General features: G+C 68.4%; 23 protein-coding genes and 1 pseudogene. 9 read left to right on the plus strand and 15 right to left on the minus strand.

The genetic code is table 11. From position 1 onward, the window contains the following. From QSJ59_RS00005 to QSJ59_RS00015, 3 genes are all read left to right on the plus strand, one after another. The coding region (locus QSJ59_RS00005; RefSeq protein WP_285756550.1) for a toxin C-terminal domain-containing protein at positions 1-492 on the plus strand (492 nt) is incomplete at its 5' end. Continuing rightward, the gene (locus QSJ59_RS00010; protein WP_285756551.1) at positions 461-949 is read left to right on the plus strand and encodes a hypothetical protein; all 489 of its coding nucleotides are present in this window, start codon (positions 461-463) and stop codon (positions 947-949) included. The genes QSJ59_RS00005 and QSJ59_RS00010, both read left to right, overlap by 32 nt. Positions 950-1,231: 282 nt before the next feature. Then, on the plus strand, positions 1,232-1,993 hold the full coding sequence (locus tag QSJ59_RS00015) for a polymorphic toxin-type HINT domain-containing protein (protein WP_285756552.1): 762 nt from the start codon (positions 1,232-1,234) through the stop codon (positions 1,991-1,993). Positions 1,994-2,694: 701 nt separating this feature from the next. Here the strand turns inward: QSJ59_RS00015 and QSJ59_RS00020 are convergent. Then, positions 2,695-3,441, minus strand: a pseudogene (locus tag QSJ59_RS00020) (transposase). Between the two features lie 385 nt (positions 3,442-3,826). Further along, on the minus strand, positions 3,827-5,068 hold the full coding sequence (locus tag QSJ59_RS00030) for an MFS transporter (RefSeq protein WP_432707389.1): 1,242 nt from the start codon (positions 5,066-5,068) through the stop codon (positions 3,827-3,829). A 384-nt stretch (positions 5,069-5,452) separates the two neighbouring features. On the opposite strand from QSJ59_RS00030, the gene QSJ59_RS00035 reads away from it, so the two are divergent. Genes QSJ59_RS00035 through QSJ59_RS00050 form a run of 4 tightly spaced genes read left to right on the plus strand, consistent with a single transcriptional unit; the run spans position 5,453 to position 8,908 of the window. Further along, entirely contained in the window at positions 5,453-6,175 is a 723-nt protein-coding gene (locus QSJ59_RS00035; RefSeq protein ID WP_285756553.1) for a class I SAM-dependent methyltransferase, read from the plus strand. Further along, a complete protein-coding gene (locus tag QSJ59_RS00040; RefSeq protein ID WP_285756554.1) occupies positions 6,172-6,969 on the plus strand; it encodes a Rossmann-like domain-containing protein in 798 nt (265 codons plus the stop codon). Before QSJ59_RS00035 ends, QSJ59_RS00040 begins: the two co-directional genes overlap by 4 nt. Then, positions 6,966-7,928, plus strand: coding sequence for a GHMP family kinase ATP-binding protein (locus tag QSJ59_RS00045; protein ID WP_285756555.1), 963 nt, complete (start codon positions 6,966-6,968; stop codon positions 7,926-7,928). Before QSJ59_RS00040 ends, QSJ59_RS00045 begins: the two co-directional genes overlap by 4 nt. Further along, complete coding sequence (locus QSJ59_RS00050) at positions 7,886-8,908, plus strand: pyridoxal-phosphate dependent enzyme (RefSeq protein WP_285756556.1); 1,023 nt, start codon at positions 7,886-7,888, stop codon at positions 8,906-8,908. Before QSJ59_RS00045 ends, QSJ59_RS00050 begins: the two co-directional genes overlap by 43 nt. A 99-nt stretch (positions 8,909-9,007) precedes the next feature. Here QSJ59_RS00050 and QSJ59_RS00055 read toward each other — a convergent pair whose 3' ends face one another. From QSJ59_RS00055 to QSJ59_RS00095, 9 genes are all read right to left on the minus strand, one after another. Then, positions 9,008-10,018, minus strand: a complete 1,011-nt coding sequence (locus tag QSJ59_RS00055) for an ABC transporter substrate-binding protein (protein WP_285756557.1) — start codon at positions 10,016-10,018, stop codon at positions 9,008-9,010. Continuing rightward, a complete protein-coding gene (locus QSJ59_RS00060; RefSeq protein WP_285756558.1) occupies positions 10,015-10,806 on the minus strand; it encodes an ABC transporter ATP-binding protein in 792 nt (263 codons plus the stop codon). Before QSJ59_RS00060 ends, QSJ59_RS00055 begins: the two co-directional genes overlap by 4 nt. Beyond that, on the minus strand, positions 10,806-11,912 hold the full coding sequence (locus QSJ59_RS00065) for a FecCD family ABC transporter permease (RefSeq protein WP_432707426.1): 1,107 nt from the start codon (positions 11,910-11,912) through the stop codon (positions 10,806-10,808). The genes QSJ59_RS00060 and QSJ59_RS00065 overlap by 1 nt, the downstream gene beginning before the upstream one ends. A 562-nt stretch (positions 11,913-12,474) precedes the next feature. Then, positions 12,475-12,942: a hypothetical protein gene (locus QSJ59_RS00070; RefSeq protein WP_285756559.1), complete on the minus strand. Its 468-nt coding sequence runs from the start codon at positions 12,940-12,942 to the stop codon at positions 12,475-12,477. 466 nt (positions 12,943-13,408) lie between these two features. Further along, positions 13,409-14,419 carry an MsnO8 family LLM class oxidoreductase gene (locus QSJ59_RS00075; RefSeq protein ID WP_285756560.1) on the minus strand — a complete coding sequence of 337 codons (1,011 nt, stop codon included), beginning with the start codon at positions 14,417-14,419 and terminating at the stop codon, positions 13,409-13,411. Positions 14,420-14,782: 363 nt separating this feature from the next. Further along, positions 14,783-15,346, minus strand: a complete 564-nt coding sequence (locus QSJ59_RS00080; RefSeq protein WP_285756561.1) for a sigma-70 family RNA polymerase sigma factor — start codon at positions 15,344-15,346, stop codon at positions 14,783-14,785. A 374-nt stretch (positions 15,347-15,720) separates the two neighbouring features. Further along, the gene (locus QSJ59_RS00085) at positions 15,721-16,323 is read right to left on the minus strand and encodes a hypothetical protein (protein ID WP_285756562.1); all 603 of its coding nucleotides are present in this window, start codon (positions 16,321-16,323) and stop codon (positions 15,721-15,723) included. Positions 16,324-16,857: 534 nt separating this feature from the next. Continuing rightward, positions 16,858-17,385, minus strand: coding sequence for a lytic polysaccharide monooxygenase auxiliary activity family 9 protein (locus tag QSJ59_RS00090; protein WP_285756563.1), 528 nt, complete (start codon positions 17,383-17,385; stop codon positions 16,858-16,860). A gap of 671 nt (positions 17,386-18,056) precedes the next feature. Then, positions 18,057-19,508 carry a carotenoid oxygenase family protein gene (locus QSJ59_RS00095; RefSeq protein ID WP_285756564.1) on the minus strand — a complete coding sequence of 484 codons (1,452 nt, stop codon included), beginning with the start codon at positions 19,506-19,508 and terminating at the stop codon, positions 18,057-18,059. Positions 19,509-19,593: 85 nt separating this feature from the next. Here QSJ59_RS00095 and QSJ59_RS00100 point away from each other — a divergent pair, with 85 nt between their 5' ends. Continuing rightward, complete coding sequence (locus QSJ59_RS00100; protein WP_285756565.1) at positions 19,594-20,271, plus strand: TetR/AcrR family transcriptional regulator; 678 nt, start codon at positions 19,594-19,596, stop codon at positions 20,269-20,271. Positions 20,272-20,373: 102 nt separating this feature from the next. Here QSJ59_RS00100 and QSJ59_RS00105 read toward each other — a convergent pair whose 3' ends face one another. From QSJ59_RS00105 to QSJ59_RS00115, 3 genes are read right to left on the minus strand one after another with little or no spacing between them, the layout of a single operon-like run. Continuing rightward, positions 20,374-21,699, minus strand: a complete 1,326-nt coding sequence (locus tag QSJ59_RS00105; RefSeq protein WP_285756566.1) for an MFS transporter — start codon at positions 21,697-21,699, stop codon at positions 20,374-20,376. Positions 21,700-21,713: 14 nt separating this feature from the next. After that, complete coding sequence (locus QSJ59_RS00110; RefSeq protein WP_285756567.1) at positions 21,714-23,432, minus strand: dihydroxy-acid dehydratase domain-containing protein; 1,719 nt, start codon at positions 23,430-23,432, stop codon at positions 21,714-21,716. Between the two features lie 45 nt (positions 23,433-23,477). Continuing rightward, positions 23,478-24,851, minus strand: a complete 1,374-nt coding sequence (locus QSJ59_RS00115) for an FAD-dependent oxidoreductase (RefSeq protein ID WP_285756568.1) — start codon at positions 24,849-24,851, stop codon at positions 23,478-23,480. Positions 24,852-24,978: 127 nt separating this feature from the next. Between QSJ59_RS00115 and QSJ59_RS00120 the strand changes: the two genes are divergently transcribed. Further along, on the plus strand, positions 24,979-25,626 hold the full coding sequence (locus QSJ59_RS00120) for a GntR family transcriptional regulator (protein WP_285756569.1): 648 nt from the start codon (positions 24,979-24,981) through the stop codon (positions 25,624-25,626). 53 nt (positions 25,627-25,679) lie between these two features. On the opposite strand, the gene QSJ59_RS00125 is transcribed toward QSJ59_RS00120, so the two are convergent. Then, positions 25,680-26,663 carry an NAD-dependent epimerase/dehydratase family protein gene (locus QSJ59_RS00125; RefSeq protein WP_285756570.1) on the minus strand — a complete coding sequence of 328 codons (984 nt, stop codon included), beginning with the start codon at positions 26,661-26,663 and terminating at the stop codon, positions 25,680-25,682. Positions 26,664-26,931 lie beyond the last annotated feature (268 nt).

Raw genomic sequence — 26,931 nt, forward strand, 5'->3', positions numbered from 1 at the left:
GCCGAGGGAATGTGGCTACGCACCCCGACAGACACCTGGGTCCAAATCGAACAGGTCAAACAGTGGACTGTTCGTGAGCAGAGGGTCCACAACCTCACCATCCAAGATGTCCACACCTACCATGTACGCACAGGCGAAACCGCAGTACTCGTACACAACAACAACTGTGGTCTACCTGAGGGATACACCTCTTCTCCTGCGTTGAAGGGGGACCCGTATCATCCTGATTCGGTGGCCACGCGCAGTGCGCAGAACAGAGAGCTTTACGCCGGTACGCTGAAGGATCGGGCGGTATCCCTGGGGTATAACAGAAGAATTGCTCCCCAAAAGGCGCCGTTCAACTCGCACGGGCAAGATGTATTTTTCAACGGTAAAAATTATATTACGCCAGATGTTGATGGACACAACGTATCAGGGGGCTGGAAAATATTCAGCCGTCGAGGCGACAGGGTAGGTACCTATGACGCAGATCTCAATTACCTCAAGCACTGATCCTTTCTCTATCGAAATTGCATCTAATCGCCCTCCAGTCGCCTTGCTTCATCAAGAGGCAGGGGCGACCGGCAGGATAGTTGTTGGCGACTTTATCGAGATTTTCTACATGGATCTCTCCTATTGGAGTGTCGATGATTATAAGCGCAGCTGGCGCGATTCGATCCAGGTAATTATAGATGAAAAAGAAAAAGACTCTTGTCTAGTTGCGTCGATTACTGACCCGAAGGTAAGTAATTTTATTTTCTGCTGGCCCCTCTACAGGAGAGGACAGGATGTAATTGTCCAAAATTCAATCATTTTTCTGGATGAACTAGAAAAAGATTTTAACCCTTTCGAGCCATGGTCTTCTGTCAGGTCGCGACTCACTGTCGACGAGGATGGAAATTCTATTTCCGAATGGCGAGTCCGCTTATCGGCAGTTCGTGATTTCGTGGAGCAATATCGAGAGCTTTAGTTTTTTAGTTTACAAAAGGTCACTCTCGAGTCAAGCTTGCGCGAATGTTCAGGCTCATTTCCGAGAGCGTGTAGCGCTGGCGCTAATTAGTTATTGGCCTCAATTAGTCGGTACGACAGCGGAGTTGAACAGGAGTCCGTCATAGTTTCTCGGTTGGGTTCTTGAAGCCGAAAGTCTTGCGTGGCCGGTTATTTGATTCGCGGGCAACATCGTCAGGTTCGGCTTAGGTGCAACCGGACAGGTCAGTTCTCTTGGGGAAGTACCGGTTGAGCATGCAGTTTCGTGCCTGCCACGCCGGTGTTGTTGGCTGATGGGTCCTCGGCACCCATCGCGTCTCTCAGCGTGGGCGCCAACGTAATGGCCACCGACCCACAAGCGGGTGTGGAGGGTGCGCGCGAGGTGGTGGCCACGCACGTGGGCACCGGTGCCAAGCGGATGGTCGAGGTCTGGATCAACCCGGCCAGCGAGAAGGCCCCCAACCCGTTGGGCGCGCCCCTCCAAAGGGGCGCGGAGGAATCGGAGGGCTCCGATGGCGCGCAGGGCGTGGTCGGGGAGCCGGTGGTGGCCACCGCCAACCACGAGTTCTGGGTGGCCGACCTCGGCGAGTGGGTGGCGGCCGGTGAGCTGGCCGAGGGAATGTGGCTACGCACCCCGACAGACACCTGGGTCCAAATCGAACAGGTCAAACAGTGGACTGTTCGTGAGCAGAGGGTCCACAACCTCACCATCCAAGATGTCCACACCTACCATGTACGCACAGGCGAAACCGCAGTACTCGTACACAACAACAACTGCATAGTAGGATCTAAGCAATTTGATCATTCCTGGGATCAGCATTCACCTAGAGGGGCCTATCAAAAAGATGGGAAAATGGAGAATGTACTCGCCAATGGAATTGATAAGCCCCGTTTTCGGGAGATGGTGAATGAGGCAATTGCGAGTGGGGTGAAAGTCCCAGATCTAAGTCTGATCCTCGCGATGGCCACTACATTGATTACGATTTCGGGGACGTTGAAGTTGGCGCAATGGGGCAAAATGGCATGAGGATCGCGGTTAGTGAAGCAGGTAATTTCGTTACGGCAATGCCAAAATTCATGTACTAGGTGACTAAAATGATTTCGTTTGCATTTCTGCCTCGAATTGAAGACTCGTCCTGGAAAGTCGACGGAATTTCGGAAGGGTCAATCCGATCGCTTTCTGCTGACGATTTCACGTTTCACTACTTCAATTCGGATGTGATGATCGTCGATGGTTCGAAAAAAATTTATTTGAGGACGCCCGCCCTTCCTGTCGTAGACTTCGTCTGGATGCTTGTTCAGCTTTACAGAGAAGTCATGTCGTCCGGCGAGTCCTGCGTGGAATCTTCGCAAACTCAAGATTCAATCTCGGCCGTACGGAGGGAGGGAGTGGTTAATATTTCCTACAGTTTTTCTAGTTTGGTCTCGGTGGTTTCTATTTGTGAATTCAAAGAAGTTCCGAAATCTGCTCTCCAGTCGGCCCTGGAACTCCTTTATTCTACTCATGATGAATTAAAATCAAATTTATATCTAATTGATCTTGCTAATCTTATTCGGTCGAATTAATGACATTCTTTGCCATCTGCGAGAAAATAAAAGAAGGCAGTCATGTTGAACTTTGATCGGTGGGGCTATTAAAGCTTTTGGCAACAGCGTCAGTGAACAACTGTCCCGTAAATGATCTTCGAGTCGGCTCAGGTGTGGTCGGCCACCGTACTGCTTGCCGACCTATCCGGTGAGCGCGAGTTTGTAAATCCGGGCGATGCCGAGCATGACGTGGTGGACTCCTTCTCCTTAGGGGGCAGCCGCGGAGGATCTTCCAGGTCTTCATACGGTCGAAGACGTGCTCGACGGGGGCGCGGACCTGCTTGTTCGACTTGTTCTGTTCCTCCTTTCCAGTTCGGGAGTTCGGCTTGTCCGCGCTCGCGGTGGTAAGTGATGACGACTCCGGTTTCCGGGGAGGCACCGTCGGTGATCATGGGGGTCTTGCAGAGGGAGGCTTGGGTGCCGGACTCCTCCCGCGCTTTGCAGTCGTTGCGGTTTCCGGCGAGCGGCCAGCCAACCACGACGACCAAGCGGGCCTCTGTGCCAATGACAATCTGGCGATTGGTGGAGCACCGGTAGTTTTTCGACCACTCGACGGTCGTGTGATCCCAAGGCGGAATCAAAGTGTCGTCGACGATCGGCACGGTGTCCTTGGCGAACCGCTTGCGGGTCTGGAGTGTGAGCCTCGGCCCGATGTGATCGATGACCGGATCCGCCGCCGACTTGGACACCCCCAACAGCGGGGCGAGCTGGCGCATGGTCGGGTTAGTGCGCCAGCAGGGCCCAGGCCTCCAGGACAAGGCTTCATGGCCGACCCTTGCGAACCGCGTCCGCACCCCGTGCCGCAGAACCGTCACCAGCTTCGGGAACTGTCGCGGGCTCAGCCCGGTGAACGGGATTGTTCAGGATGAGCTCCGACGTCGTGATCACACCAGCAACATCAAGATCATCGCATCCGTGATCAGCAGCTACGGGACAGCCCCTTGGAAAAGAAATCGAAAGCGACTTTGTCAGGATCCTCCTGGGAGAGGATGCCGTTTCAGAGGTCGAGAGACTGAGCCTTTTTATTTTGATCAGGTGGTGAATCCGAGTGCGACGGCGGCATGGGCGACGGTGGTGATCCGGGTGGTGCTGTACCGAGGCTTCCGTAGGAGCCGCCAGTATTTGGGGGTGGCCCTGGCGCGTTCGCCGAGGCTGTGGATCTTGGCGTGATCGTGGTTGTAAGGCTGTGGGTGCGGGCCGCGCTGCCCCTCACCTCCGAGAAGCAGGACGCGAAAGACTCGGTATCCTCCGCCCCGCCCACGCCGTGTCCGGTTCAGGCCATTTCCCGGGTCCGGAAGTCGCGTGCCCCGGGTGCGAGCGCGGCGAGTGCGGGTGCGAGGAAGCACAGCAGCGCGCAGGTGGCGAGCACCGCCTCGATGCCGAACGCCTGGGCGGCCGGTGCGATGAGCGCCAGCCCCACCGGGGCGAGCCCGTAGGAGAACAGGAAGTCCAGGGACGACACCCGGGCGAGCTTTCCTGGTTCCACCTCGCGCTGGGCCGCGGTGAACCACGGCACGTTGAACAGTTCGATCCCGACCCCGGCCAGGACGTAGGCGGCGATGACGACCACGGGGTCCGTGGCGAACAGCAGGCTCAGTGGCGCGAATCCGTAGCAGGCCAGCCCGGCCAGGGCCGCCCACCCTTGGGAGCGGGGCCGCCAACGGGCGACGAGTACCGCGCCGGCCAGGGCGCCGGCGGTGTAGGCGGTGAGGGCGGCGGCCAGAACCACCTCGGTGCCGTAGTGGTCCCGGCTGACCAGCGGGAGCAGCACTCCCGTCGCGGAGTACCCGGTGGCGATCACGGCGGTCAGCGCACCCAGGCCGGCCATGAACCAGGGGTGGCGGCGTGCCTCCCGCAGGCCGTCGGCGAACTCGACGTGGAAGGGGGCGCGGACCGACACTCCGACGGCCCGGGGGGCACCGGGCGGGGGGAGCAGGGCTGCGACCAGCCAGAGCAGGCCGGTGCCCAGCAGCAGGACCCCGGTGCCGGCGACGGTGGACAGCAGGGCGGTGAGCCCCGGCCCCACCAGGGTGCTGACCCGCACCGAGAACGTCATCGCGGCGTTGGCCTGCTGGCGCAGCGGCGGATCGACGACCTCGGCGGTGAGCGCCTGGAAGGCGGGGCGGCACGCGCCCTGTCCCGCACCGACCACGGCTGCGGCGGCGGCCATGAGGAGGGTGGAACCGCCCAGCCCGACGGCGAGGAAAGGGGTGGCCAGGGCTGCCGCGATGCCCGACCAGCGCACGACCGCCCGGCGCGAGCAACGGTCGGCCAGGATGCCGCCGACGGGTACGGCGGCGAGGAAGCCGACCGTCCGGGTGGCGAGGACCAGGCCGAGCCCCGCAGCGGTGAGGGAGCCGTCGAGCACGGCCAGCCCCAGGATGAACGGAAGCGCCCAGGTGGCCAGCCCCGAGGCGGTGGTCCCCGACCACAGGCGCGCGAAGGCGGGGTCGCGCAGAACGGTCGTCCGCGGTGCTGGTGGGTGGACCGTGTCGGTCGCCGGCGGGGAAGGCACGAGTCGTCTCTCCTTGGGGACGGGCGGTGATCATCCCCTCCACCTTAGATGGAAACAGTTATCATTCTCAATTTTACCGCACCCCCCGACATTCCCGATCGAAGGCGAACCGCCCACGACGCGCCCATATTCCCCCAGGGAGCGTTTTCGGACATGCACCAACTGCGGCGCACTGTCAACAATGAGTGACAATGATTTTCATTCACACTATAGTGGCCGCTGGTAAAACCGACATTGACAGCACCACTCGCCGGTCACCGGCGGGTGCCAGGGGTGAGGGGACGCACATGCCCGCAGGAACCGGCCGGGGGACGGCCCGCTGCCGGGGCCCTCCGCAAGGGCCGAGCCGGATACGCAGACAGCCCCCCATTCGAAAGGACCCGCGTGGACCACTCCCTGGTCGCCCAGCTCCCGCTCCCGCTTCCCGCCGCACAGGTCGTCGCGCTGAACAAACCCAAGGCCGACCTCGGCACGCACCGCTCCTACGCCTGGAACGGCTGGGATTTCGACGTCCCTCCGGGTGTCTTCCTGCCCGGCGCCACCAGCCGGATGATCCACCAGCGGATCCTCGACGACGACATCGACGTGCGCGGCCGGCGCTACGCCGCCATGGGTGTGGGTCTGGGGGTGGAGACGGTCGTGGCCGGGCTCCGGGGCGCCCGGGAGGTCTACGCGATCGACGTCCACCCCGACAGCGTCGCGGCCGCCGCCGACAACTACGCGCGCCTCGTGGGCGAGCCGGCCAAAACCGCGTTCGTCCCGGTCGTGGCCGACGTCTTCGACGGCTTTCCCGCAGGTGTCCAACTCGACGTCATCACCTTCAACCCGCCGGCCGTCAGCCAGCCCGTCAGCGACGACCCCGACATCGTGCGCAACGTGTGCGCGGGCGCACCGGTCACCGAGGCGTTCTTCACCCAGATCGCCGCGCGCGACCTGCTGGCGCCCGGCGGCGAGGTCTTCCTCATCGCATCCAACACCGCCGAACTGCGGCGCATCATCGGCCACGCCCTCGACACCGGCTTCACCGCCGACATCCACCACCGGCACGACTGGGGCGACGGGGTCCTGACCTACCTGTTCCGCCTGCAGCGGGGAGGCCACGCGTGACCACCCTCGACGACCTGTTCCGCGGAGCGCTCGACGACCCCGCCCCGCTCGTGGCCACCAGCGTGTTCTGGCTGCACCACGGCACCCGGCTCGCCGGCGGGGACACCACCTACCTCAACCAGTACGTCGTGGTCCGGGTCGGGCGGGTGTTCGGCGCGTGCGCCTTCGAGCCGGGCGAGCTCACCCCCGCGGTCTGCCGGGAGGCGTCCGGCCTGCCCCTGTCCGCCCTGCTGGGCGAGGACCGCCCGCTTCCCCTGCGCACGGCAGCCCTCGACGCCTACCTGGCCCACGCCCGTCCACACCGCGACGACCCCTCGGCGGAAGCGGTGCCCCTGCCGCACGGGACACCGGAGGAGCGGGCCCGGGCCCGCGACGCGGCCATCGCCGGCCTCCTTCCCGCCCCGGAGGGCAGGAAGGTGGGGCTCATCGGAGTGGTCAACCCACTGGTCGCGGCCATCCGCGAGCGCGGCGGGGAGTGCCTGCCCTGCGACTTCAACCTGCGCGCCACCCAGTGGGGCGACCCGGTGACCGACGCGATGACCGAAGTGCTCGACACGGCCGACGCCGTCGTCGCGACCGGGATGACCATCGGCAACGGGACGTTCGGCGAGATCCTGCGCCGCTGCCGGGAGCGAGGGATCCCCTTGGTGGTCTACGCCCAGAGCGGCAGTGCCGTGGCCCGGGCCCTCCTCGGGTCCGGGGTGACCGCAGTGTCGGCCGAACCGTTCCCGTTCTCCCAGTTCAGTGCCGACCCGACCGTGCTCTACCGGTACCGCGTCACGAGTGAGGCGTGATCACCGGGACGGGCCTGGCCGGGTGCCATCACGGCGAGATCCTGCAGGGCGTCTTCTCCGGCGAGGGGGGACGCCCCTGCCGGGGCCTCGTCACCCTGCCGATGTCCTCCCCGGTCGCCCGGGCGGTGTTCACCCCGCTGCCCGGGACCCCGGGCGAGCACATCGTGCTGGACACCCCCGGACGCACCAAGGCCGCGCGCGCGGCGGCCCTGGCGGTCGCCGAGTGCGCGCGCCTGGCCGGGCGCCCGGCGTGCGGCGGGCGGCTCCGGGTCGGTGGCGGGGCCGCCCCCGGCCTGGGGATGGGGTCCTCCACCAGTGACGTCATCGCCTCGATCCGCGCGGTCGCGGCGAGCTTCGGTGCGCGGCCCTCGCCCGGGGTCGTCGCCCGTCTGGCGGTGCGCGCCGAACGGGCCAGCGACCCGATCATGCTCGGGGACCGGCCGGTGCTGTTCGCCCAACGGGAGGGACGCGTCCTGGAGGACTTCGGCCCGGTGCTGCCGGCAATGGCGGTAGTGGGCTGCCTGACCGGCGGCGGGCAACCGGTCAGCACCCTCGACCTGCCCGGCGGCGCCGTCGAGGGCGACGTGGCCGACTACGAGTTGCTGCGTGCGGCGCTGCGCGCGGCCATCACCGACGGCGACGCCGCGGGGGTGGGCAGGGTGAGCACCGAGAGCGCCCGGCTCAACCAGCGCGTCCTGCCCAAGGCCGAGTTCGCGACCCTGCAGGACGTCGCCCGGCGCTGCGGTGCCGTGGGTGTGCAGGTCGCCCACAGCGGCAACGTCGCCGGCCTCCTTTTCGACGCGGGCGTCCCCGACCTCGACGCCCGGCTGCGTTCCTGCGGCACCCGCCTTCGCGACCATGGACTCACCGCTACCCGTATCTTCCGTACTCCCCCCTGGAACAACGGAGCACGATCATGGACGACCACATTTCCGAGACGATCGGCAGACCGGATCTAGTCACCCTCGACGACGGGCTCGTGTGCCTGCGCTTCGAAACGATGAAGGTGGTGTCCGCGCTGGCGGCGGTACGCCACCTGCTCCGAACCGGCGCCGTCCGCCCGGGCGACACCCTGCTGGACAGCTCCAGCGGTATCTACGCCTACGGCCTCGCGCTGGCCTGCCACCGGTTCGGCCTGCGCTGCCACATCGTCGGTTCCACGACCATCGACCGCACGCTGCGCGTACAGCTCGCCGTGCTGGGTGCGACCCTGGAGCAGATGGAACCGTGCGCGGACCTCAAGCTCGACCAGAGCCGCCGGGTCCGGCGCGTCAAGGAGGTCCTGCACGCCAATCCCGGGTACCACTGGATGCGCCAGTACCACGACTCCATCCACTACCTGGGCTACCGCGCGGTCGCCGACCTGATCGCCAAGGAAGTGGGCCCGGGCGACCTCACCCTGGTGGGCGGGGTCGGGTCGGGCGCCTCGACGGGAGCGCTGGCCACGTTCCTGCGGGAGTACTCCCCCACGACCGCGCTCGTCGGGGTGCAGCCTTTCGGCAGCGTCACCTTCGGCAGCGAGGGGGTCGTCGACCCGGAGATCATCATCGCCGGCATCGGCAGTTCGATCCCCTTCGGCAATGTCGACCACTCGCTCTACGACACGGTGCACTGGACGGGGTTCGAGGCGGCGCTGGCCGGGAGCGTGGACCTACTGCGCCGGCACGCGGTCTTCGCCGGCCTCTCAACCGGCGCCGCCTACCTCGCCGCCCGGTGGGAGCACGCCAGGGCACCGGAGCGGCAGGTGGTGTTCGTGGCGGCGGACTCCGGGCACCGCTACGTCGACTCCGTCTTCGCCCGGCACGCGGAGGCGCCCGCGGTGGAGGACCTGGCGCCGTTGGAGGTCGGCGCGCTGTCGGAGTTGGCCATGCCGTGGTCGCGGATGGAATGGCGACGGGGCGGGGCTCCCCCGCGCGCCGTGCACGAGGGGGCCGGGTGAGTCCGCGCCGAGGCGCCGGTGGAAGAACCGCCGCACCGTGACGGGCGGGGGCGGTGGCCGCGGATGCCCTCCGCCGCCACCGCCCCCGGCGCGTTCGGCTCAGCCGTTCCGCAACGCGGCGAGGTAGTCGGCGAACTTCTCCAGGCCGTCGACGTTGCGGGGGCTGGAGATGCCCTCGTTGTAGTCGAGGACGAAGAAGTTGTCGTCGACCACGGCGGGCAGTTCCGCGGTGACCGGCGAGGACTTGAGGAAGTCGATCTTGTCCTCGGCGGGCTGGTCACCGTAGTCGAGGATGATGACGACCTCGGGTTCCGCCTCGACCACTGACTCCCAGCCGACCTGGGCCCACCGCTGTTCGAGGTCACCGAAGATGTTCTCGCCGCCCGCGAGGCGGATGATGTCGTTGGGCGGGACCTGGCTGCCCGCCGTGAACGGCTGGTCGGTCCCGGAGTCGTAGAGGAAGACCCGGACCGGCTCCCCTTCGGGGACTCCCGCGAGGACCGTGTCGACGCGCTCCTGGAGATCGGCGACGACCTGCTCGGCCCGGTCCTGGACGCCGAAGATCAGTCCCAGCCGTTCGAGGTCGGCGTAGAGGGCGTCCAACGGTGCGACCCGTTCGGGATGGCCGGGGTAGTTGTAGCAGGACTCGGTGTGCATGAAGCTCTGGATGCCCAGGCCGTCCAGGATCTCGGGCGTGATGCCGCGCTGGTCGCTGAAGCCCGAGTTCCACCCGGCGACGACGAGGTCGGCTTCGGCGTCCACGACGAGTTCGCGGTTGAGCAGGTCGTCGCTGAGGAACTCCACCTTCTCGTAGTCGGCGGCCCAGGGGGACTCCGACACCGGCGGGTTGGCCGGGGGCAGCACATAGCCGTGTACGTGGTCCGCCAGGCCGAGGGAGAAGAGCTTGTCGGCGCTCCCGCCCTCGTAGACGACCGCGCGCTCGGGCGTCGTGTACTCGACCTCCTCACCGCAGCGTCGCACGGTGACGGTGTCTGCTTCTCCCCCGTCCTCGACGGTCGCTCCGCAGCCGGTGGCGAGCAGGGTCGCGGTGGTGGCGCAGGCGAGCAGCCTTCCGGCGGCTCGGGGTCCTCGTTGGGCTCGGATGGTCATCGGCGTCCTCTCTCGGGGGCGGGGGAAAGCAGGGTGTACAGCAGTTGGGGGTCGCCGGTCATGGGGTGGGGGACGACCGCGGCGTCGACGCCGAAGACCTCCTTGATCAACGGGGGCGTCAGGACCTCGGCGGGGGTGCCCGCGGCGACCAGGGCCCCCTCGGACAGCACACCGATGCGGTCGCAGGCCGCGGAGGCCAGGTTGAGGTCGTGCAGGACGACCAGGACGGTGGTCCCGGCGCCGCGCAGCAGCGACAGCAGTTCGATCTGGTGGCGGACGTCGAGGTGGTTGGTGGGCTCGTCGAGCACCAGCACCCGGGGTTCCTGGACGAGTGCGCGGGCCACGAGGACGCGCTGGCGCTCGCCGCCGGAGAGTTCCAGGACACCGCGACGCGCCAGGTGGGCCACGTCCAGCCGCTCCATGGCGTGCCGGCACAGGTCGCGTTCCCGGGCGCTGAGGGGCTGGTTGCCGCGCAGGTGCGGTGTCCTGCCGAGGGCGACGACCTCTTCGACGGTGAAGTCGAGATCGCTGCCGCTCTCCTGGGTGAGCGCCGCAACCGTTCGGGCGCTCTCGCGCAGGCTCAGGGCGAAGAGGTCTCCTCCGCCCAGCCACACGGTGCCGGAGCTGGGCCGCAGCGCGCGGTACACGCAGCGCAGGGCGGTGGACTTTCCCGATCCGTTGGGGCCCACCAGGCCGACGACGTGTCCGTTTGCCACGTCCAGGGAGAGCCTCCGGACGATCTCCTGGCCGTTGAGGGTGACGCAGAGTCCGTCGATGCGCAGGTCCACTACCGGCCTCCGAAAAGGTAGCCCCTGCGGCGCATCAGCGTGATGAACACCGGCACTCCGATGAGGGCGGTGATGACGCCGAGGGGAAGTTCGCGGGGGGCCATGAGCACCCGGGAGGCGAGGTCGACCCACACCATGAAGACCGCTCCCACCAGGGGGGCGATCGTGAGTACCCGCCGGTGGTCCGCGCCAACGACGATGCGCACGATGTGGGGGATGACGAGGCCCACGAAGCCGATCGCTCCGCTGACGGCCACCATGGCGCCGGTCATGACGGCGGTCAGGACGAAGAGGCCCCTGCGCAGGCGGTCGCTGTCCACACCGAGGCTCGCGGCGGTCTCGTCGCCCAGCGCCATGACGTCCAGCGACCTGGCGAAGCACCGCAGGGCCACGATGCCGGCGAGGACCACGAGCGCGACCACCGGCAGGGAGCCCCAGGTGGCCGCGCCGAAGCTGCCCATCGTCCAGAAGAGCACGGTGCTGGTGGCCTCGTTTCCCGGAACGAGGTAGACGACGACGCTCATGATCGCCTGGAATCCGAACGACAGCGCCACGCCGGTGAGCACCAGCCGCAGTGGGGTCACCCCGACCCGGGAGTAGGCGATCAGGTACACCAGCAGGGTGGCCCCCAGTGCGCCCAGGAAAGCACCGGCGGATACGGCGTAGACCCCGAACACCGTGAGCGCGCCGAGAACACCCACGGCGACCGCTCCGACCGAGGCACCCGAGGAGACGCCCAGGATGAAGGGGTCGGCCAGTGCGTTGCGCACCATCGCCTGGATGGCCACGCCCACGACGCCCAGGCCTGCGCCGACCACGGCCGCCAGCAGCACGCGGGGCGTGCGGATCTGCCAGATGATCTGGTAGCGGGTGACTTCGTCGGCCCCGATCGTGCCGCCGCCGATCGCCGCCCAGAGGTAGCGCACCGTCTCGTGGGGGCCGATGACCGCCGTGCCCAGTCCGATGGCCAGCACGGCCGACACGACCAGGACTGCGGCGAGGACGACGGCTGTCGTCGCGGTACCCAGGGGTGTGGTGGGCCACCGGGGTCTCGACTGTAACGGGGGCTCCGCGGGGTCGGCTCGGAACTCGCCGGGTGGGGGGATCACCTGCCGCACGGGTCGGCCCTCCGATTCTTTATGAAAACGACTATCGTTATCAATATATCCCCCTTCTTCCAGATCGCCGAACCCTGGAATGACCGTGCCGCCACCCGGCAGACACCGACAGACCCCTCAGGCCTCTCAGACCTCTCAGACCCCCGCCACGACCACGGCACCCCGAAGGGAAATACCCGTTTCCGTGCGCGCGGGATCACCGAACGTAGGGAAAGTGTCCGACGGCAGAAAGGGAGAGAAGCGGCCTGCGCCACTGCGCCACTGCGACCTGCGGAGCGGGGCACCGCACCGGGAAAACCCAGGGAACACACCGCGCATACCCGCGCCCCGGAAGGCTGTCGACCTGCCGTTCGAGGGCTTTCACGCCGACCGCAAAGCACCATCACGCCTTGGACACGTGAACCGAGAAGGCCGCTCCGAACCCCGGCCCCGCGGATCACGCGCACCCCACACGCCCCTGCACCCCCCTCACCCGGGCGCCGACACGGCTACGCCCGCCCCGGTCGAGGCGGGCGGGCGCTGCCGGATCACCGAACCTGGGCTCGGGTGGTTACGCTCCGGCCGGGACGCCGGCGAACACGATGGAGAGGTCGTCGCCCTCGGCGTCACGCTGGGTGAAACGAACCTCCAGCACGTCGGCGCCCTCAGGGACGGCGCACTGGAGTTCGTAGAGGTGGGCCCCCTCCTCCAGTTCGGTAGTGCCGGGCAGCGGCGTCGGCTGGTCGGAAGCGGCGCCGTCGGCGAAACACTGGGGGGCAAGTGCACTCACGCCGAAGACCCGCCCGAGTTCGGGGGTCGTGATGAGGAGCTCGTAGCGGACCTCTCCGGTCGCGGTGCGCTGGACACCGTCGACGGTGAAGGCGACGTCGCGCATGTCGTCCCAGTCGTACTCGGCGGGATAGGCCCCGAAGGGGAAGGCGATCACGGCGCTGTCGCCGAAGGCGAAGGGACCGTCGGGATGGCCAGTCGCGTGCCCTGCGACAGCGGGCAGGGCGGACAGGGGCAGGGCGATCGCCACGGCAAGAACAGTCGAGCGAAATACAACACGTCTCACAAAACCACGCCTTCTCTCGTCGAATTCGCACAATGCACGGAGTAAACCGCTCCGGGGTCACCCTACTGACTAACAGAAAAATCATCCGGAAGAAGAATTCCATGCGGACCGATTGTGGTCACGGTTTTTCCACAACCGATTCCCTTGCCTAGAACAAGCCAGCGAGCTGCTTATATGAAGATTTTCACGAGCAGAAGACTCGACCCCACGGCCGGATAAGTGACTATAAAACCGATGCCACACCCGCCTCTGCAGTCACCGATACCACTCGCGTCGATAATTGATCCACCGTGAACGGCCATCGACAGGACCGGGCTGCTTCAACCGGGAACATCGTCCCACGTAACCACCGAAATAATTCCTGGAAACAGTTGAATTCATTCGGCGGGCAGGAAGGAAAGGGGACGGACATGCCTGGAAAAGGCGCAGATCATTCGGCGATCCCGGCGGCCCGCGCGAGCCTGGCGTAGACCTCGCGGAGCCGGCCGGGATCGTGCGTGCTCGTGGTGACCAGCACTTCGTCGGCGCCTGTACGGGCGACCAAACCGCTGAGAGCCGCCGCGGCCTCCTCCTCGTCCCCGGCGATCCCATTGTCCAGTGCGGCCTCGAACAGCTCCCGTTGTTTGGCCGTCATCGTCGACGCGAGCACGTCCTCGACCGTCGGTGAGGGCGGGAAGACGCCCCTGGTGCGGGCGTGCGTGATCGACCACGCCTCCGGCATGAGCAGTCGCCGGGCCTCCTCGGCGGTGTCGGCGACCGCGACGTCGGTGGAGACGACGACATAGGGGTGCGGTGCCCGGGCCGAGGGACGGAAACGGTCCCGGTAGCGCTCGATCCACCGTCGCATCTGCGGCTCCCCGTTGACGGCCGCGATCACCAGGGGCAGGCCGAGAGAAGCGGCCGTCTCGGCCCCCGCCCCGGTGGCCAGGACGAAGGCCGGTATGTCGAGCCCCTGGCCGGGGTGGGCGCGGACCCCGGGATAGGTGTGCTGCGTTCCCGTGAAGTAGCCGAGCAGTTCGGCCAACTGGCCGGGGAAACCGTCGGCCGCGTCGTCGGCCGTGCCGAGCGCCCTGCGAATCCCTCCGGTGAAGGCGACCGAGCGCCCCACCCCCATGTCGATCCGCCCCGGAAACAACGACTCCAGGACCCCGAACTGCTCGGCGACCACGAGGGGCCGGTGGTTGGGGAGCATCACACCGCCGGTGCCGATACGAATCCGCGTGGTGGCCGAGGCCAGCGCTGCGGCCAGGACCGTGGGAGCCGAGCCGGCGATACCGGGGACGCTGTGGTGCTCGGCGACCCAGAAGCGGTGGTAGCCGAGCGCTTCGGCCTGTCGGGCAGACTCGACGGTCGCGCGCAGCGCGTCCGTCGAGTCGCGGCCCTCGCTGATCCGCGAGCGGTCCAGGATCGAGAGGCGAGGCGTGTTCGGTACGGAAGTCACACATGCGTCAACACCGCCCGAGGCCGTGCGGTTCCTGCCCCGAAAGCTTTTGTCGCCTCGACGACGGCGGGACCACCCTGACCTCCATCGTGCTCCTCACCGACGGGGAGGTGAACCACGGTCTGAGCTGCACGGAGTTCCGCGATCGCGTGCACGCCGAACTTCCCGAGAGGCTTCGCGGCGTACCGGCGTCCACCGTCCTGTTCGGGGAGGCGGACCCGACCGCGCCGGCGGACCTCGCCGAGCTGAGCGGCGGCCGGACCTTCGATGCCCGCGCGACCTCCCTCGATCGGGTGTTCCGGGAGATCCGCGGGTACCAGTGCCCCGCCCCTCTGCCCGCTGAGGGCCGAGGGACGGGAACGGTCAGCGGACCGCGGCGACGGATCCTTGGGCGTCGGCGGCTCGCAGCGCCCGGATCAGGTCTTCCCTGGCCCTGGCGACCCGAGAACGCACGGTCCCCACTGGTACCCCGGCCATGCGCGCCGCCTCCGCGTAGGAGAACCCCTCCAACTGGGTGAGGACGAACGCCCGGCGTCGCTGCTCGCCGAGACCGCTCAACAGGTCCGCCAGCGCGAACTGTTCGTCGAAGCGGGCCGCGTATCCGGGCAGACGGTGCTGGAGCCCGTCCCATTCCTCGACGCCCCAGGTCCGGGGGCGTGCGGCAGCCGAACGGTAGCGGTCCACCACTGTGTAGCGGGCGATGGCCAACAACCACGAACGCGCCGAGGAGCGCCCGGCGAAGCGCGGGAGTCCGCGCAGGACCCGGATGAAGGTCTCCTGGGTGAGCTCCTCCACCCATAGTGGGTCGGCCATGCGGGCGATGAACCTGGTGACGTCGGCGCGCGTCTCCGCGACCAGTCGCTCCAGCGCGTCCTCGGCGCCGTCTCGGGCGGCCATGGCCAGGTCGGTCAGTTCGGCGTCATCCATGGCGGACCCGACCGGGTGCGGTGCGGCCGGGCGAACACGGTCCGGGAGAGGGTTTCGGCGATACGGGGGCTGCACCCACGCGCACGGCCGGGCCTGCGGGCAGGCGGCAGTCGAACGGAACCATCGTTGGGCTCTCTGTGCTGGTCGCGCCGGAGCGGCCCCACGGCTCGGACGGTCGGGGGCAGGCGGCGGCGCCCCGCCCTCGTCTCGGGCGGGCCGAGTCGCGGACGGGCAGGTGGGTCCCGGGGCGCGCGGAGGGCCGGAAGGCGTCGGGCGCACCGGGAAGATGGGGACCGGGAGCCGCCGCCCCCCTGCCGTACGGGACGCGAGAAGACGTCCCGGCCGCGCCTCTTGAGGGCGGGGACGGGGAGAGGTCAGGCGGCGAGGGGCACGGGAGGACCGCGCAGCACAACGACGTGGCGCAGGAACAGCACGGTGCGATCGCGGCCGCACCGCTTCGCCCTGCGCCAAAGGATCGGACCGGGGATCGGGCCGGGGGCCGGGACCAGGAGCAGCAGAACAGGCAGCAGGAGCGCCGCGACCAGCCGCAGCAGCGCGAAAAGCGCGGCCTCGCCTCGGCGCAGCCACCACGCGCTCACCAGTGCCGCGACGATGTGGGCCGCGATCATGGCCAGGCCGGAACCGTGGTCGGCCGGGTCGTCCGCCACGGCGGCCGGCAGGCCTGCGGCCATCCCGTGCATAGGGGCGCCGTAGGAGGAGCCTGCGCCCTGGACGAAGCTGAAGACGAGGTGCAGGGCGAGCTGCCCCCAGAGCATCCAGCCCAGGATCGTGGCGAATCCCCGTTCCCGCCCTGCGGCCGCCCAGGCGAACGCGAACACCAGGAGGCCGCCCACGAGCGGCCCGGCGACGGGCAGCTCGTGCGCCGATGTCATCGCGTGCCCGCCGGCGGACACGCCGACGCACACCGAGGTGAACACCCCGGCGCGCACGGATCTCAGCTGCGGCTCGACGGACATGGCAGCCCCATGGTCGCACCACCGCCCCGACGGCGAAATCCGGGGCCCGCGCAGTGGAGGCGCGGGAACCAGGACAACGGGCCCGACCAGGGACACGGCCGACGGCGCGAGGGCGGCCTACGATGCCCGTGGGACGCATGGGTCGGTCAGGGGATCGGACGGTTCCTTCTGCGGCAGAAGCCCCGGGGCGAACAGGGCAGCGACATAAGTCCGGGGAGTGCGCCACTGCCGTCGCCGAGTACCGGTCGGTGCACGGCACCGTAGGTGCCACCGGCGGGTTCACGGTGGCCGATCGTGCCCCGGTACCGAGGGGCGAAGGGATTTCGGGGTCGGTTCGTCTCTGGTGTCGTCCCGGACGCCGAACTCCCGGGGACCGGTGCCCCCATCGTTTTCATGGGCCGCGTGGCGGGGCCGAGAACGGTACCGCTCGCCGGGGACTGCTGCAACGGAGGCCGCCTCGTGCCGGCTCCCATCGACCGAGGCCGTCCCCGTGCCGTGTGCCGGGAGGGCACGCGGCACGGGGAGGGCGTCGCGCTACTGGGCGGCGCCGACGTTGACGTCGATGCAGGCGTAGAACGCGTTGTCGGTGTCGGCGACGTTCCAGACCGCCAGGAGCTTCTGTTGCCCGCTGAGACCGCTGAGGTCGACGTTGTGCGTCAGCGATGCCGGCGGCTGGGCGCCGTTGTCGTTGAAGACCGCGAGCCGCTGCCCGTTGGCGTAGTACTCCCAGGTGCTGGTGGAGTGCCGGGCGGTGATCGTCCAGGTGAAGTCGACCGAGGTGCCCACCGGGGTGACCTGCCACCCCTTGGAGTCGTCGTTGAGCTCGGCGAACTGGCTGTTGCCGCCGTGGCAACCGGTCAGTCCCTTGGGGCCCTCGACGCTCTGCGGCTCCCACTGGATGGCACCGCAGGAGACCGTGCCGGCCGCGCACTGGGCCTGGCGGCTGGCCGGTGCCGACACGTAACCGTGGGCGTTGGCCGTCCCGGCGGGCAGGATCGCGAAGACGAACGGGGTGACCGCGGCGACGGCGGCAGCGGAGAGGAATTTCTTCTTCAGGTCCATGTCACGCCTTTCTCGGAAAGGATCACGCTTTCTCCCGCTGGGCGGTGAAGCCCTTCGACTATCAGGAGAGAACGCGTTAGCGGGGTGACGGGAACCGTGCTGGGTCCCCTACGGGAACCGGACCGGACCGGCGCGCCGCGTCGGGGCGGCGATGTTCGCGGGTCGAATGGAGTCCATTTTCTTGGGGGTCGTGCGCTGCGCGAACAGGCGGTCGGCTCGTTTCCCGCAACGGTGGGTACCGTCGACCGTTCGGCGCCGGTGATTGGTAGGCCGGACCGCCCGGTATCGACTTCCACCGATTGGCCACGACCGTAATTCGACACAAACTCCCCGTCAAGGGTCGATTACGTTTCGTACTCACCGCTGGCCCCGGGGCGGGAATCATGCCTCCGACCCAGCACAACGGCCGCCAACCCGCCTGGTATTGCCGCACAGGAAATCCGGGATGACTCCGGACCTGCAATTCCAGCCGCACCGGCGGCCACCTGGTCCAACTGGTCGGTGCGCAATAAAATCAGCCGCAAATTGTGCATTGCACAAAAAGCAAGACCCCTCTTACCTCTTGGCCACACTTGTCGTGGGGCCCGGTCGCTACGCAGCGCAGACGCCCCGAACCGCACTCTCTCCCACACGGGCCCGTCGAAGGCCCCGACACGCGAGGACCGTGCCGCTCAGCGGGTCGGCGCCCAGTTTCCGTGGAAACCCGAGGGAACGCGGTCGGGCAGATGAACCGCGCCGACGGTCTCCAGGGTGGCGGCGTCGAGCAGGGTGAGGTCGCTGCGCTGGGTGGCCGCGTCGTAGACGAACCCCATCAGCACCCCCTCGTCCTCGGCGGCGTCGGGGTGCGACGGTGCGAAGACGAACTCGCCGGGCTGCCGGCCCGCGCCGAACGAGCGGGTCTGTGCGGTGCCCCGGACGAAGTCGTGCTTGATGATCGCGTCCGCGGACTCGGCACCGCTCCCGTCGACGAGGGCGACCGCGTACCCGTAGCGGTGCCGCTTGCCGACGAGGCGCTCGTCGACCCGGGGGAACTCCTGGCCTCGGTCGTCGAGTCGCTCCTCGCGAACCCTTCCGACACCGAGGTCGACGGTCCAGCGGTGCAGTGACGGACCCCCCTCGTTGGGGCCGGTGAAGTCGGTGGCGAACATCTTGGGGTGTCGCACGACGTCGAGTACGACGCCGTCGCCCTCGTCGTAGGCGTTGAGCGGGTGAAAGACGTAGCAAGGCTCGATCTCGAACCAGCGCACGTCCGCCGAGGTCCCGGAGCGGGGCATGACCCCGATCCTGGCCGGGTATTTCGGGTCCCACGCGTAGGGGAGCCGGAGGTCTGAGCCCCCGCCTCTCGTCATCCGCGCGGTCACCGGGTCGGGCACGCGCACCCGGCCGATCAGCGCGGACAGCACCAGCTTCACCGGCGCGCGCAGATTGCGCGGGACGGTGGCGGGCAGTGCCTGGTCGACGTCGAAGGTGACGGGCAGGTCGTAGAAGACCACGTGTTTCTCGGTCAGCGAGAAGTCGTGCATCATCGGCGACCCGTTCACCTTGATGTCGACCGAACGCCGGGCCCGCCCGTCCGCCCCGATCACCGAGTACCGCACCCGGTTGCCCCTTCCGAAGAAGTAGGAGACGGCGTGGAGCTCACCGGTCGCGGGGTCGCGCTTGGGGTGGGCGGTGTATCCGCCGGGCAGAGTGCCGTCGAAGTCGCAGGGGCCGACGGTGTCGAGTTCGTCGGTGAGTTCATAGCTGGCCGCTCCCCCCTCGACCAGCGCCAGCGTGGTACCGGCGTGCGCGATCACGTTGGTGTTGGCACCGATCTGGTCGAGGCCCGCCCGATGGGTGCGCCCGTGCGGCCGCTCGCCCAAAGCCCGGGCGACATCGGGTGTGCGGATCCACCTGTTGCGGTACCACTCGGCCCGACCGTCCCGCAGCCGGACACCGTGGACCATGCCATTGCCCATGAACCAGTGGTAGGCGGCGGGGTCGACCTCCGACAGCGGGTTGGGCCCGTTGCGTAGGTACCGGCCGTCCAGGAACTCCGGGATCTCCCCGGTGACCGCCAGATCGGTGATCGTGTGCTCCGTGTCCACCGGCGCGAAATTGTCCCGTAGGAACGCGTTGTCCATGCCCTGACTCCTCACTCGACCGACCCAGCATCTATAACACTGTTATCCCCTTAATTAATAACAGCGTTATGCGATACTGGCAAGTGTGAGCATCGAAACCGACACCCGGGCCCGACTCGTCGCCGCCGCCATACGGCTGCTCGCCGACGGCGGCCCCGGAGCACTGCAGGCCCGCAAGGTCGCCGCCGAGAGCGGCGCGTCGACCATGGCCGTCTACACCTATTTCGGGGGAATGGGCGCCCTCGTCGAGGCGGTCGCGCACGAGGGCTTTCGCCGGCTCACCGCCAACCTGGACCGGGTCCCCCGCACCGACGACCCGGTGGCCGACATCATCGCTCAGGGGTACGCCTACCGGCACACCGCCGTTGAGCACCCCAACCTGTACTGGGTGACCTTCGGCCTGTTCACACCGGGCGGGCAGCAGGCACCGGAGTACGCCGTGACCGACGCCTCCGACGCCCCGAACGAAGCGTTCGGGCGCCTCGTGCACAGTGCCGCACGCGCGGTCGAGGCGGGGAGGTTCGCCCCGAGTGAACCGGAGTTGGTGGCCGCACAGCTGTGGAGCGGACTCCACGGGTACGTGACACTGGAGCTGTCGGGCCACTTCGGCCCCGGCGGGCAGGGAGTCGCCACCGTCCTCGGCCCTTTCGTGGCGACGCTCGTGGTGGGGTTGGGCGACTCCCCCGACGCGGCCGGACACTCGGGGAAGACGGCCGTGGAAACGTGGCGCCGTATCACCGGCGACGGCCTCGGCATGTCGTGACCGCGACCGGCCGCCCCCTGACAGCGGCGGCCCCGGCGCGTTGACGCCGGGGCCGCCCGGTGGGGCGTGCGCGACGACCGGCCGTCGCTTGACGCAGAGCCGTCAGGAACGGAGCGCGTCCTGCGGGTCTTCGTCGATGCTGCTGACGTCGATGTCGCGATGGACGGTCTCCGGGCCCAGCGCGAGTGCGACCAGCGTGATCGCCGAGAGCAACGCCATGTAGGCCACGATCGGCCACCAGTGCCCCGACCACGCGAAGAGGGCGGTAGCGATGAAGGGCGCCAGCCCGCCGGCCAGGACCGATCCGACCTCACGGGAGAACGCGAATCCGGTGAGACGGAACTCGGTGTCGAACAGTTCGGCGTACCAGGCGGCCTGCGGGGACAGCATTGCCGGGTAGGCCAGGCCGAGTCCGACGATGAAGGCCAGCACCACAGCGGTGGTGCTCCCCGTGCCCACCAGCAGGAAGAAGGGAGTCAGCCAGAGCATCGATACGACGGTGCCGAGAGCATAGACGGGCTTGCGACCGATCCGGTCCGAGAGCATGCCGTAGAACGGCACGGTGATCACCTGTACCGCGGAGGCGGCCATGACCGACCACAGCGCCAGCGGCTGCCCCAGGCCCAGCGTCGTGGCGACGTAGGCGACGCCGAAGACGGGCAGCAGGTAGGCGAAGCCGTTCTCCCCCATACGGGTGCCGACCACGATGAAGAAGCTGCGGGGGTGGCGCCTGATCGCGGAGAAGAGCCCCGTCTGCTTCGTGCGGGCTTGCTCCTTTGCGTTCTCGAACGCCGCGGGCTCCTCGATCTTGCGTCGGATCAGGTAGCCGACCAGGACGCATCCTGCTCCGAGCAGGAAGGGAATCCGCCATCCCCATGCCTCGAACTGCTCGGTGGGCATCAGCAGGAACAGGGCGAACACACCGTTGGCGAGCAGCGTGCCCAGGGAGAAGCCGAGCGGCGCCGCGGAGCCGGCCAGTCCCCTGCTCTTGGGGTTGGCGTGCTCGACCGACAGCACGACCGCGCCGGCGTACTCCCCTCCCGCACCGAAGCCTTGCACCAGGCGCAGCACGACGAGCAGGATCGGGGCCGCGACTCCGATGGTGGCGTAGGTGGGCAGCAGTCCGATGCAGGTGGTCGCGCCACCCATGAGGAACAGGGTGAGGACCAGAACGGCCTTGCGGCCGATGCGGTCGCCCAGCCGTCCGAGGACCAGTCCGCCCAGTGGCCGGGCCAGGAAACCCACGGCATAGGTGGCGAATGCCGCGAGGGTGCCGATCAGCGGATCCTCGGAGGGGAAGAACAGGGTGTTGAGGATGATCGCGGCGGCGGTGCCGTAGATGATGAAGTCGTACCACTCCAGGACGGTACCCACGAGTGCGGCGACAGCTGCTCGACGGTTCTGTGGTCGAGCGGGGGCTTGAGCCATCGGTTTTCTCTCTTTCAGGAGTGGAAGGGGCGGCGCAGCACCGCGCCCTGCTGGACGGGGCCGACGAGCGCGGCGTACTGGCCGAGCCAGCCGCGCTCGTCGGCAGGACGCCCGGATCGCACGGGGGCGCCGTCGCGGACCGGGTCGGCGTCGAGCAGCCGGGCGTCCAGATCGATGGAGATGACGTCCTTCTCGCGGATTCCGGCCAGCGGGCCGCCGTCGGCGGCCTCGGGCATGACCTGGCCGACGACGAGTCCGTGGTTGAGGCCGGAGAGCTCGCCGTCGGTCACCACGGCGACCTTTCCCCCGAGCCCGGCACCGTTGAGGGCGGCGACGAAACTTGCGGCGAAGACGGTACCGGGGCCGCCCCGCGGCCCCATGCCTCGAAGCACGATGACGTCGCCGGGGGTGATGCCGTTCTCGCCCAGCGCGGCGATGGCGTCGTCCTCGCCGGCGAAGACCCGGGCCGGGCCGGAGAACTGGCGGCGCGCCGTGCCCGCACCGGCGACCTTGACGATCGCGCCGTCGGGGGCGAGGGAACCGCGCAGGATCAGCAGACCGGGCTCGTCGCGGACCGGGTCGTCGAGACGGCGCAGGATCGTTCCGTCGGCGTCGTCGGCGTCGGCCGCGAGGGCGGCGACCGTGCGTCCGGAGACGGTCAGGGCGTCGCCGTTCAACCGGGGCAACAGGGTCCGTAGCACTGTCTGGACCCCGCCGATCCGGTCGAGGTCCCAGACCTGGTGGGGCCCGTTGGGGCGGATCGCCGCCAGTTGGACCGCCTCGCGCCCGCGCTCCTCGAAGGTGGCCACCACGTCCATGTCGAGGTCGGCCTCGTTGGCCACCGCCGCGAGATGGCGAATGCAGTTGACCGAGCCCCCCAGGGCAAGTGCGACCTCCACGGCGTTCTCGATGGCTGCGGGGGTGAGGACCTTCCGGGCGGTCAGGCCCTCGTCGACCATCGCGACGATGCGTCGGCCGGCATCTGCGGCGCGGGCCCGCATCGGCATGGAATCGGCTCGGGTGGGCGCGGAGCCGGGCACGGTCATGCCCAGGGCCTCGGCGAGCACATGCATGGTGTTGGCCGTGGCCAGACCCGCGCACACCCCGGGGCCGGTGATGGCGGAGTCGGCGAGCTCACCGAGCTGGCGGACCGTCATCTCGCCGGACTTCACGGCCCCCACCGACTCGTAGACCGTGTCGATGTCCACCGAGCAGCCGGCGTAGGTACCGCCCTGCTGGTAGCCCCCGATCACCAGGATGGAGGGGATGTCCAGGCGCGCAGAGGCCATGAGGTGCGCGGGGGTGGTCTTGTCGCACGAGGAGAGGCAGACCATCGCGTCGAGGACTGCGCCCTCCACCGACGCCTCGATGTCGTTGACGATCAGGTCACGCGTAGGCATCAGGTAGCGGGCCTTGCGCCCCGCGCTCGTGACGAAGTCGCTGGGCGCGACCGTGCGGACCTCCAGGGGCAGGCCGCCGGCCTCCCAGATCGCCTCGGCGACGACGTCGACGACGCCGTCGAGGTGGGAGAAGCAGACCGAGAGTTTCGAGGAGGTGTTGACGATGGCGATCTTGGGCCGGTCCTGGTCCTCCAGGGCGTGGCCCATTGCGGTCCATTGGGCGCGGCGCACAGCCCACCGGGTGGAACCCGGGACGAACTGGCTGCGCAACCGGCCGGGCTCGCCGCGGTCGCCGTCGACGAGGGGGCGGGGGTCGCTGTGGTCACGGGTCATTGCGGATGCTCCTTGTAACAAGCGTGCGGGGTGGATCGAACGGGTTCAGAGCGCGCTGCCGGCGGCGCGCATGCGCTCGCGGACGTCGGCGCCGTCGATGTCGCGGTAGGCGAGGCCCTCCTCCAGCGACATGAGAGTCGCCGTGGCCGCCGCGTGGCCGTACTCGAAGCACTGGGCGGTGACGCGGGCCGAGGCCAGGGCCTCGTGCTCGGCGCTCAGGCAGCGACCGGCCACGATGACGCCCTCGCCGGTTTCGGGGACCAGCGCGCGGTAGGGCACCTCGTAGTAGTCGTCGAACAGCCAGTGCAGTTTCGGGCGGTCCCCACTGTGCAGTTCGATCGGCCACGCCGAACGGACGATCCCGTCGGGCCGCTTCCGGCAGGCGGTGACGTCGTCGTTGGTCAGGGTCGCCAGTCCCCGAATGCTGCGGGTCTGGCGGATGCCCGCTTCCACGCCGGTGTCGATGACGTGGCTGTTCTCGCACCCGGCGACGGTGTCGGCCAGGAAGCGCGCGTAGGCGCGCACCTGCCGGCGGCCCTGGATCTCGGCCTCGGTGAAGTCGGCGGGGTCGATGACGTTGAGCATTCGCCCGTCGCGCCCGGCCAGCCGAGTGGCGTTTACGAGCAGTTCGGCGGGCCGGGGGGTGCGAAAGATCCAGATCTTGGACCGGGGCAGGTCCAGTCCTGAGGCACGGGCCTCCTCGATGGCCTTGCTGACCTCGGACGAGCAGATGGTGTCCACACCATAGGACGCGGCGTAGGCGTCCATGGCGACGTTGCCGAGCCGGAAGAACATGGTGGGATTCTGGATGGCCCCGTTGTCGCCGAAGGCGGTGGCACCGCCCGAACGTGCCACCACGGCCGCGTCACCCGAGGCGTCGATGACCCGCCCGGCCCGCACGACCGAGCGGCCGGCGTTGGACTCCACCACCACTCCGCGATGGGTGCCGTCCTCCAGGACAGGGGCGACGACCGCGGTGTGCAGCAGGATGCGGACACCCGCCTGCTCGAGGAAACCGTCGGCGGCCTCGCGCCACATGAGGGGGTCGTGCGCCTCGGTCCAGGTCTTTCCGTAGAGCTGGGCATCGGTGAGGCCGCCGCGATCGAGCAGGGCCGCGCGGAAGCGCTCGGCGAATCCGAACACCAGACGCTCGGGGGTGCGGGGGTCCTGTGTCGTGTAGTAGAGGCCGCAGATGGTGCCGGAGAGGCCGGCAACCGCGGCCCCACCGCAGAAACCGTATTTCTCGATGAGGACCACGGAACGGCCTGCCTCGGCGATCACGGTTGCCGCGGCGACGCCGGCCGCGCCACCGCCGACCACGACAGCGTCCACCTCGGCGAGCACGGGCAGGCGGGAGGCGTCCACGTCGCGGGCGTCAATACGCCAACCAGGGAATTCCCCGTCTGATGTATGGTTCATATATTACTAGTACATCAACAGGATATTTCCTGTCCATATCCTCGGGGCGGTTCGGTCGGACCTCTGCGAAGATGGCCGGGCGCGCCGCGCCCCACGACGGGGCCGGCGATCACCAGGAGGAGGGCGCGTGCCGGGGCAGGCGAACAAGGCGGATCAGGCGTACGAACGCCTGGAGGACATGATCACCTTCCAGGAACTGGCCCCTGGGCAACTGCTCTCCGAGTCGATGCTGATGGAGCTGACCGGCTTCGGACGCACGCCGGTACGAGAAGCACTCCAGCGACTGGCGCGTGAGCGCATGGTCGAGATCCTTCCCCGTCGGGGCGTCTTCGTCGCCACCACCTCGATCGAGGAGCACTTCCGCCTCCTGGAGCTGCGCCGCACCCTGGAGGAACTGGCCGTCCGACTGGCGACCTTCCGCGCCCAGACCCGACAGAAGGAGTCGATGCTCGAACTCGCCGGACGCCTGGACGCCTTCACCGGCGACGGCGTCCGCGATTTCGGTGAACTCCTCAAACGGGCGCACACGCTCATGGCCGTGGCCGGGCACAACGACTACCTGCAGCTCGCGATGGCCCCGTTGCAGGCACTGTCGCGGCGGTTCTGGTTCGCCCATCTCCCCGACGTGGCCGAGCACCTGCACATCGCGGCCGGCTTCCACAGCGCGATCCTGCGCGCGGTCGCCCACGGGGACGAGGCCGACGCGGTCGCCTCCTCCCACCGGCTGAACGACTACCTGGTCGACCTGACCTACCAGGCGCTGGGCGCGCCGTAGCTGCTCGGGGCCCGCGCGCTCCGGGCCCCGAGCCATCACCACGGCCGGACCGTTCAGTCGCGCAGCAACGCCGCCTCCGTCTCCGGGGCCAGCCCGACGGCGGGCCGATCGGGACGCCGGGGTGCGTGCCCTCCCAGTCCCTTGAGCCATGCCCAGGTGTCGGTGACCGTCTCCGCCACGGGGCGGCAACGCAGGCCCGCCGCGACCGCCTTGGTGACGTCCCCCCGGTGCAAGGCGTCGTAGAGATCTCCCTCGGGCAGCCAGATCGGCAGGTCGGTCCAGGGCTGGACACCGGCTGCCAGGATCGTCTCGGGGGCGACCCAGTGCAACCGGGCGTCGGCGCCGGTCGCCCGGACGCACGCCTCCAGCAGTTCGCCCATCGTCGCGTGTCCCGGCTCGCTGACCAGGTTGTAGGGGCCGCCGAGCCCGCGCTCGACTGCATCGACGACCCATATCGCGAGGTCGCGGGCGTCGATGTATTGCAGGCCCAGGTCGGCGGGACCGGGGGCCAGAACGTGGCCGCCGCGGGCGATGCGCCCCAACCACCAGGGCAGGCGGCCGACGTTCTCCCGCGGACCGAGGATCAGTCCGGCCCGCCCCAGCAGCGCCCGATCACCGAAAACGGCCAGCGCGGCCAGCTCACCACCCCGCTTGGCCCGGGCGTAGGCGACCTCTCCGTCGTCGGGATCGGCGTCGACGACAGGGCCGTCCTCGGCGAGCCCCGCACGGACGGGCTCGGCATAAACCGAGCGGCTGGAGACGTAGACGTAGCGCTCGGCCCGGTCGGCCAGCAGCCGGGTCGTATCGCGCACGGCCGAGGGGGCGCCCGTCCAGGTGTCGACGACGGCATCCCACTCGCCCCGCTCGAGGGCCCCGAGGTCGCCCTCGGAGCCGCGCTCGCCACGGAGTGCCCGGACACCCGGCGGCGGAGCGTGCCGCCCGCGGTTGAACACGGTCACCTGCCAACCACGCGCCAGCGCCTCGTCGGCGATCGCACGACCGACGAACTCCGTTCCACCCAATATCAGAAGTCGCATGAGGGCCACTCTGCCCCTGATCGCTCTTCCTGGGATCGATACCTGCTCTCAGCAGATCCGCCGAGAGCAGAAGCGCCCGTCCCGGCGACCACCGTTTCCGGTCCGGGCGGTGCCGTCGCGGTCCGCGGCGGCGTCTCCGCACCGCCCCGGGACGACATCACCAACAGCGACAGCGGAACGGCCGTCCCGCCCACCACCCTGACCGACGGCGACGGCGAGCACGTGGTCGTCGACGGCCAGAAGCCGCCCGCCGGCTCCACCCCGGTGG

The organism is Nocardiopsis ansamitocini (genome assembly GCF_030268225.1).
In the GTDB taxonomy this organism is placed as follows: domain Bacteria; phylum Actinomycetota; class Actinomycetes; order Streptosporangiales; family Streptosporangiaceae; genus Nocardiopsis_D; species Nocardiopsis_D ansamitocini.